This window comes from Bergeyella porcorum (assembly GCF_042427575.1).
GTDB classification, from domain to species: Bacteria; Bacteroidota; Bacteroidia; order Flavobacteriales; family Weeksellaceae; genus Bergeyella; species Bergeyella porcorum.
The window spans coordinates 1-8,974 of the sequence record NZ_JBHMFD010000030.1; the positions used below are offsets into that span (position 1 = coordinate 1).

The 8,974-nt window shown below is 34.0% G+C and carries 5 protein-coding genes; all 5 read left to right on the forward strand.

Going from position 1 to position 8,974, the window contains the following annotated elements; translation table 11 throughout:
* Positions 1-20: 20 nt before the first annotated feature.
* The 5 genes from ACFFUE_RS10760 (at position 21) to ACFFUE_RS10780 (ending at position 8,824) form a co-directional block, all read left to right on the forward strand.
* A complete protein-coding gene (locus ACFFUE_RS10760; protein WP_376835257.1) occupies positions 21-2,036 on the forward strand; it encodes a hypothetical protein in 2,016 nt (671 codons plus the stop codon).
* The gene (locus ACFFUE_RS10765; RefSeq protein ID WP_376835259.1) at positions 2,012-2,461 is read left to right on the forward strand and encodes a hypothetical protein; all 450 of its coding nucleotides are present in this window, start codon (positions 2,012-2,014) and stop codon (positions 2,459-2,461) included. Before ACFFUE_RS10760 ends, ACFFUE_RS10765 begins: the two co-directional genes overlap by 25 nt.
* 363 nt (positions 2,462-2,824) lie before the next feature.
* Positions 2,825-3,514 (forward strand): IS1 family transposase, encoded by a 690-nt coding sequence (locus ACFFUE_RS10770; RefSeq protein ID WP_376835261.1) that lies wholly within the window; start codon positions 2,825-2,827, stop codon positions 3,512-3,514.
* Entirely contained in the window at positions 3,508-5,616 is a 2,109-nt protein-coding gene (locus ACFFUE_RS10775) for a fibronectin type III domain-containing protein (protein WP_376835263.1), read from the forward strand. Before ACFFUE_RS10770 ends, ACFFUE_RS10775 begins: the two co-directional genes overlap by 7 nt.
* A 10-nt stretch (positions 5,617-5,626) precedes the next feature.
* The gene (locus tag ACFFUE_RS10780; protein WP_376835265.1) at positions 5,627-8,824 is read left to right on the forward strand and encodes a SprB repeat-containing protein; all 3,198 of its coding nucleotides are present in this window, start codon (positions 5,627-5,629) and stop codon (positions 8,822-8,824) included.
* Positions 8,825-8,974: the final 150 nt, after the last annotated feature.

An 8,974-nucleotide genomic window follows, 5' to 3' on the forward strand; every position in this document is an offset into this window, starting at 1 on the left:
TAAACGGACAGTTTGGGTATGTGTTCGGAAAGGCAAAAAATAAAACTGCTGCACACGAACTTGGACACGGCGTATTCAAACTGGAACACCCTTGGGAAGAATACGGCACTACACAAGGTGCTACGCCTTTGTTGATGGATTACAGTCAAGGAGAAATCCTATCACACCTAGACTGGAAACAAATCAACGACCCGAAGTTTAAAATCTATGCTTTCCAAAAGCAAGAAAGTGGAGAGTTGGCAGGAAAAACCTGGTTTACACCAGATTGGAAACCCTTAAAATTAAAAACAACTTCAACAATTAGTAGTTTCACAGGCCATCCAAAAGGTACTGTCCCTGGGGTAGTCTACAATGGAGTTTCGTATAAGTATCAAAATGGAAAATACATTAATGATAAAAACGAATCCTTACCACCAAGTGAAATCTTAAATGTAACCCCATCAGGTAAAGACGAAATTTATCTTTATGTAATTGGAAACGATCTTTGTAATGTACCAACCTATAGTACAACCTATGAGTATGCTATTGCAAATAAAGAAAATGTAAATTATACCGATAGTTCTAAAGTAACACCAAGAGAAGTATGGACTTGTCCTAAAAACAATGTAGAAAGCAGTTATCAGATAATTATACAAGATACAGATAAAACATTACAGCAGTTTTATGAAGATTTAAAAAATACTTACGACAAGGCAAAAGCATTTTACCAAAACTGTAATGACCAAGAATGGAAGCCTGGCAAAGAACCAGGTATAGTGCCAAAATGTTTCTGGGAAAACTCCTCTACTGAAGATTACTATGATGTTACTGACATAGCCTTTATGTCTGGAGTAATAGACGGCGGTTATTCAGAACTAGATGGTATTGTGGAAATGATTAATTTGATAATTTCAGGCAAACTGGAAGAAAATATAACTGATCTAGCCTATGCTTATACCTTAGCTTATCTTGAGTGTAGAGACAAGGATATAGAATTAAACAAAACGGAATACCGTGCGTTGCTTGAAAAATTATCACAAGCACAGCAAAGCACAGGAATCTGGTCTTGGATAAAAGAAAAATATTACGAACCGAAGGTAGAAAACCTTAGAGAACAGATAAAAACTTGCGAAGATGCGATACAACTGCGAAGCGATATTAGCAACGCTCTTACGGAAATTAAAGAAGCAATAGATAGTTGGGAAGAAATTAAAACTCTTACCAAAAATATTAAAAACAAGATTGCTGGATACTACAATCTTGTTACCAGTAAAGAAAACGCAGGACGCTATGAAGCTGGGAGATTGGTAATACCTGTTGCAAGCACTTTTGTCCCTGTTGTTGGACAAGTTGGAAAAGCCTCTAAAATCTCTAAAACAAAAACAGTTTTAAAAGGTTTAGAAGAATTATCTGAAAGTAAAGCAGATGAGTTGGTGGAGAAGTTGATTGTAAAAGGCGAGGGCACTGGGATTATAGCAAGTAAAATCTACAGAGGGATAAAATATGACGATTTTATAAAAACCTTTGAAGCAACAGAAGAACAATATAAGATAGCATTTAAACTATGGGGTGAAGAAAAATGGGACGAACTTTATAAGTATTTTAAAGAAAATAAAATAAATGAATGGAATGGAGTTATTTGGCCTCCTTTTAATGGTGCAAAATCCATCTCTAAAATAGAAAAAGGAGAAGAATTGGCTGGAAAAATCTTTGATAGGTTTCAAGTAGGTAAAGATGCAGAAAAATTGGATGGAAGATTTGCTAGTCCTGTACTTAATAGTACAGAAGGAGTAGAAGATTTAGTTTTTACATATGATTCAAGAGCTTTATCTAATCCTATAACAGAAGGGACTTACTATTATAAATTTAAAATGAAAAAAGGGTTGCCCTTAAACTTAGAATTTGAATATGGAGAAGCAATACCTTGGTTTAAACTACAAGGAACAGCAGATCAGATTAGGTCAAATAAAAAATTTTCAGAAATATCAGAACACATAGAAATTATAGAAGTTTTAAAATTTGAAAAAGGAAAATGGAAAAAACAAAAATTGAAATAATAAGAGAATTTAAAGAATATGCATATTATAATCCTCTGAATGTTTTCAAAGGACTAAAAAAAACAGGAGCTAATATTAATATATTTGGCAATCAAGTAGCTATTTGTATTTCTGAAGAAGATATATCTTTTTATATTTGGTTTGGAATAGTAGGAGATATTTTTAATACGAAAAAAATAGATGTTAAAACCATCCCTTTCAATCATTCTATAATATTAAATACAAAAGAAGAGACTACATATACGCTTTATTTTCAAAGTTATCTAAACAGATTTTTTATGTTGTTGTCATCCTCCAAAAGAAGTAAAGAATCTCAAAGTCTATCAGAGGATATATATGGTGATGATATTTTTCATATTTATGGAATATGGGAAGTAAAACTATCAAAAGAGTTTGAGCAAGAGTTGTTTTATTCAGAAGATTAAAAAACTCCTAATAGGTATAGATTGAATATGGAGAAGCAATACCTTGGTTTAAACTACAAGGAGCAGCAGATCAAATTAGATCGAATATAAAATTTGATATTTTGTTAGAAAATGGAGACCTTGAAATTATAGAAAAATTAAGGTACGATGGTACAAAATGGATAAAAATAAAAGGTCGTGTATCAGATTTGTGGGTATAGATGTAAGTAATTGAAAATTAACACAAATAAAAAGTAACCAAGATTCTAAAATATCAAAAACAGATATACTAAGGCATCCAAAAGCAAAAAATAATAGAAAATAGAACACTTAAAATATTGAGGTACAATATAGGTGTATCAGATTTGTGGGTAAATTGTAAGTATGCAGATAACAGAATTACATAAATGCAGGAAGTGCCAAAATGGAGGCATAAAGCACGGAAAATCTTCCAATGGAATACAACGGCTGTTTTGCAAAAAATGCAAAATAACTTGGCAGAGTACCTATATTTATAATGCCTGTAAAGCCACAATTAACCAAAATATTATAGCTCTACTCCGAGAAGGTTGCGGCACCAGAAGTATTTCCCGATTATTAAGAATATCTACAACCTCTGTGTCAAAAAAGATTATTAAAATTGCAAAAGAAATACAGCTTCCAACGCTTTACTTAAAAAAATCTTACGAAATAGACGAACTTTGCACCTATATCAGTAAGAAAAAGAATAAGGTTTGGATAGTATGTGCCTTAGAAAAGTGTAGTAAACAAATTGTAAGATTTTGTATAGGTAAACGAACCAATAAAACACTTCGGAAAGTGATAAGAGATGTTTTGATTTCGGAGCCAATAAAACTCTATACAGATAAGCTAAAAAATTACCAGCATCTTATCCCAAGAGAAATTCATAACATATTTCCGAAAGGAATCCAAAATATAGAAAGAATGAACTTAAACCTAAGAACTCACCTCAAAAGGCTAGGTAGAAAGACTATTGCGTATAGTAAGTCTTTATCTCAGCTTAGTGCAATTATCAAAATATACCTCTATTCAAAAACAACAAGCTTATGTTAAGAAAATATATTCTCACCATTTTTGTATTTACAATCTCTCTATCTTTTGCACAACAAAAGGAAATAGGAGGGCGTCAAATAGTGCCACATATCCGTATAAAAGCAGGTATTAAGAAAAATGAGATTGCATTACGCTGGGCAGTAGATGAACCCATAGCGTGGCAGAAAGCTAATAAAATTGGTTTTAATCTCAAAAGATATACGCTTTCTAGAGATGGGAAACTACTCCATCTACCTGAGGAAAAAGATTTAGGCATTTTTATGCCAAAACCCGAAAAGGAATGGATGTCTATAATAGAAAAAAATGATAATGCCGCCATCGTTGCACAATCTTTATTCGGAGAATCCTTCGAAGTGGAAATAGGAGAACAAAAAGACAAATTGCAAGGTATTATGAATAAATCTCAGGAGCTAGACCAACGGTTTGCTTTTGCTCTTATGGCTGCGGATTTAGATTTCAAGGTAGCAGAACTCGCAGGTTGGGGGTATGTGGACAGAGATGTTAAACCTGGAGAAAAATACCTATACAGTATCAGCATAAACTTAAAAAATAATGCTCTAACACCTTTATTGGTAGAGAAGGGAGATGCTATTGCAAGTCTTGAAGATTATCAGCTTTTACCCCAGCCATTAGATTTTATAGGAATATTTCAGGATAAAACCGTTACTCTGTCTTGGTCTTACCTACAATTAAGAGATATTTATACCAGCTACTACATAGAAAAATCAGAAAACGGGACCGATTTTAAATCATTGGGCGACCTTCCCGTAATGAATATGAATGATAAAGATGATAAGCCCGCTCAAGGGATGGTCTATATTGATTCTTTAGCCCAAAACAATAAAAATTATGCCTACCGTATTCGAGGTAAAAATATTTTTGGAGAATATGGGCCTTATTCTCAAATCGTTTCAGGTATGGGAATAAAAGCCTTAGAAAATGCTCCAAGAATTGTAAATTTTAACATTCAGAATAATGAAGATATTACACTTAATTGGGAGTTTTCTACTGATGCTGAAAAAGACATTATCGGTTTTGAGCTAATACATTCCGAAACAGATGAGCAAAACTCTTATAAAACAATTAACAATAAGATCCCAGCATCTGCAAGAAGTATCACCACTAAAAGCTCTGCTCCATCCAATTATTACAAAATAAAAGCCGTGGGCAAAAACGGTGCCAAAAGAGAATCTTTTGCTATGTTGGTTCAGCCAGAAGACAACGAGCCGCCTGCAATCCCCAAAGGCTTTAAAGGCAAGATAGATTCATTAGGGGTGGTTCATCTGGAATGGCTACCCAATACCGAAAAAGATTTAGAAGGCTACCATATTTTCAGAGGAGTTCAGAAAGGAGAAGAAATGCTACGACTCACGCCACAAGCCATCTCAGAAAATCGTTTTGAAGATAAGGTTATACTGGAAAATTTGAACTCCAAAGTTTACTATTATGTCATTTCAATGGATAAAAGAAAAAACCAATCGGAGCCATCACAAATTATAGAACTGGAAAAACCTGATAAGGTAAAACCAATGATGCCTGTATTTACAGATTATAAGCTGGAGGAAAATGGTAATATCACATTGAACTGGATGCGAAGCCATAGTGATGATGTAGAAGTCCACCAGCTGTATCGGCAAGCATTAGAATCTCAGGATAAAGAATGGCATAAAATCTTCGAAACTAAAGATTTAAAGGAAACCTATACCTATACTGATAAAGATGTAGAAAATGAAAAACGCTACCGCTACTATCTTATGGCGATAGACAAAAGTCAATTAAAATCCGACCACTCTCAAGAAATCACTTTACGGAGTAATAATATGCTTCCTATGGAGGCTATTAATAACCTTACGCCTTCGGTAGATCATACTAGTCATAAGATTGAGATGAGCTGGAAGATAAAGGCTGATAATATCGAAGAAATAGTGGTGTATCGCCAAAAAGGAAATGAAAAACCAATGATGTGGGGAACACTGAACGGCAATCAAAATTTTCTTGAAGACAAAAATGTAGCAGTAGGCAATACATACACCTATCTCATCAAGCCAATGTTGAAAAATAACAGGGTTGCCAAGACCGAAAAAATAACTATTGAATTTTAAAAACACAGATATGAAAAGAGTTTTATTATTGATGATATTATTTTTTTTTCCACAAACAAAAGCACAAGTGAACCTTAATGGGAATAGTATATATAAGCTCACCACCAAATTTCATGTTGAGAGGGGGTTTTCGGCTTGCAAAGGCGAAGGAGGTATTACTCGTGTTTTTATTGTAGATAATGGTCATAACATTCATAATCAACCTCCTAAATATAATGTTAGTGATGAGTTTATTGATATTTATGAATTTGATAAAAATCAACAAATTACTAAAATACAATTTGATGCAGAATCTACAACCAAAGCTATTATAGGATGCAAGAAAACTGATTCTTATTCTCAAATAGTTAATATTACTAATTCTCATTGTTTTAGTACGAATGGTGCACTTGATATGCAGAATCCTAGAAATATAATTTACGATATTAATGTAACTCCTAATATATATTTAAATCAGCCCAATATTAATCAAATGATAATTTCAAGTGATGAATTATTAAAAATTTCTTTAGATGACAAAATCGATAGAAAATTTTATAACTGGGAATATGCTATAGGAGATCCAAATAACTTTATACCGTTTCCCTCTCAGTATAACAATATAGACATATTAAATTTAAGAGGAAAGGATTTCCTAACTGATACGGATCTAGGTAAGAATGTATATATAAGAGTAAATTCCGGATGTAATAATTCTGCATCGAATATAATTGTATTTACATATGAAAAATCCGCCCCTCATATACAAAATAGTACTATCTCTCATCCCTTGTGTTCGTATAGTGCAGATGGAAAAGTAACTTTAGATTTTGACAGGAAACTATTTACTGGAGAGATATTACAGGCTGTACTCATAGATAAAGCGACAAACTCAGCAATAAATAATTATGATTTAACCGATTCGCTTCAGAATTCTACTCAATATACAATAAATGATTTAGATGCAGGAGAATATATTTTAAAACTATCCAGAGGAAGCTACCAAGGTCAACCCACTTATACAGATTCTCCTACGCATAATATAGAATTTATCATTACCAAACCTACTCCCGTTAAATATACAGTAACTTCTCAAAAAAACATCAACTGCTTTGAGGGCAGCGATGGTGCAATAAATCTATCGGCTTCGGGTGGGCAGAATAAATACCAATATTCATTGGATAGCGGAGTTAATTGGGTAGATTTCAACAACGGTTCATCTACATCAATAACAGGATTATCAGCAGGAACCTATAATATATTGGTAAGAGACAGCAACGGCTGTACTGCCAAGGATACTAATAATTTAGATAAAATAGAAAAAGTTACGCTATCTCAGCCTTCCGCACCTATTGCAATCAACAATACACAGATTGTACAACCTACAGGCTATGGATTAAGCAACGGGTATATCTCTGTAAGGGTAGAAGGTGGTACGCCAAATACTGATAAGAGCTATTACTATGAATGGAGAAAAGATTCTCCTACAGGAACGGTTATGCCAGCAGGGCAAATTACGACAGACGCACAAAATAATCCATTTACCATAAAATTAGACCAGCTACCTGCTGGAAAATATTACTTAACTGTAAAGGATGCCAATTATGAGTCTGCAACATCTGCACAGACAGCTTGTGGGATTATCTCTCAAGAGTTTATTGTGGAGCAACCTGAACCTCTAATAGTTTCAATCCAACTACAAAAAGGTATATCTTGTAATTCTGAAAATGATGATGTTTATAAAAATAACATCGAGTTTGATAAAAATAACAACGGTGTTTTCGACCTCTTTGAAGATGGATCGCTAGCAGCACTCGCCAAAGGAGGTGTTGGTAACTACGCTTATCAATGGCAAAAAGAAATCAATGGTGCATATCAAGATATAGATGGACAAACCACTACAGATTTATCCAATTTAACAGAAGGTAAATACAAAATATTGGTAGTGGATAAAAATCAGAATAAAGCAGAAGCGGAATTTAGCTTGGTATTTCCATCACAACTCACTTTATCTGTGCAAGGCAGCACAGTTAAATGCAATAGCCTAAATGAAGGTGAAGTTTCGGTGACTCCTTTTGGGGGATCTGGTACATATACCTATAGCTGGACAAACGGTGCCACTACTCCAACTGTTACAGGTCTATCTGCTGGTGTTTATTCCGTACTTGTATCTGATACTAATAAATGTACCATAAAAGGAACCGCTACTGTTCAACAACCTGAGTTACTAGAAATATCAGATATAAGTATTAATAATCCCGTTTGTTTCGGTTCAGCCAATGGTAGTATTCAAATTAAAGTTTCAGGGGGGAAAATGCCATATTCCATTAAATGGTCGAATGGAATGATTGGAGAACAAATCTCTGGCCTAAAAGCAGGTTCCTACATAGTTACTTTCACTGATGCCAATGGATGTAGTATCAGCAAAGAATATACATTAGTTGAACCAGAACAAAGAGTTATTAATCTCGGTAAAGATATTACTCTCTGTGCAGGAGATAGCCAAGATTATGATATTAGCATCAATGATGCTGGGGCAACTTACCAATGGATGGATCAAATCGGAAAGATAATTTCTACCAATCCCAAAATAAGTCTTAGTATAGCAGGAACCTATACTGCTATAGTAACAGATTCTAAGGGATGTTCTGCTAGTGATACTATCACCATTAGGAATTCGTCAGAAATTCTTAACCCGCAATTTATGATTGCTACTCACGCCTATACAGAAGCATCGGTTAAGCTAGTGAATACTTCACCCACAAAACCACAGTCAGTAGAATGGGTTATTCCAAACGAACCAAGCATTCAGATTATTGAAAAAAATGATGATTATCTTGAAGTGAAATTTTCCAATACTGGAAGTTATCAATTTGGATTAAAAGGAAAGCAAGGTGAATGTGAAAAAACATTCTATAAGGATGTTATTGTAGAACAAAACCTATCAGGAGTTGAATTAGAACCAGCGAGGATTTCAAACATCAAAGAATTTACCATCGTTCCAAATCCTAACCAAGGGGTTTATAAAGTTATCGTAAAACTATATGAAGAAGCTGATATAAAAATTCGCTTGATGGATATGATTTCCCATGAGCCATTTGCTCCAAAAACTCTATCAAAAGCAACGGAATTCGAAGTCCCATTTAATTACCAAATTCCTTCGGGAACCTATCTTATCATATTGGAAACACAAGATGAAGCTTTGGTAAAAAAAATGATTGTTCAATAATCATATAGAAGTAGCTAAAATGAAAGGCCTAAAAAAATACCTGATATTAAGTTTTGTAGCAATATTACAATTCTTGTACTCCCAGCAATACCCTATCCGTCTAATTCCGGTGATGCTCCCCCCATACAGCTTAAAGTTAGGGGAATATGC

What these genes read in the sequence shown, in the direction of transcription:
- ACFFUE_RS10775 (WP_376835263.1), top strand. Translation starts at nt 3,508, where the DNA reads ATGTTAAGAAAATATATTCTCACCATTTTTGTATTTACAATCTCTCTA.
- ACFFUE_RS10780 (WP_376835265.1), top strand. Translation starts at nt 5,627, where the DNA reads ATGAAAAGAGTTTTATTATTGATGATATTATTTTTTTTTCCACAAACA.
- ACFFUE_RS10765 (WP_376835259.1), top strand. Translation starts at nt 2,012, where the DNA reads ATGGAAAAAACAAAAATTGAAATAATAAGAGAATTTAAAGAATATGCA.
- ACFFUE_RS10770 (WP_376835261.1), top strand. Translation starts at nt 2,825, where the DNA reads ATGCAGATAACAGAATTACATAAATGCAGGAAGTGCCAAAATGGAGGC.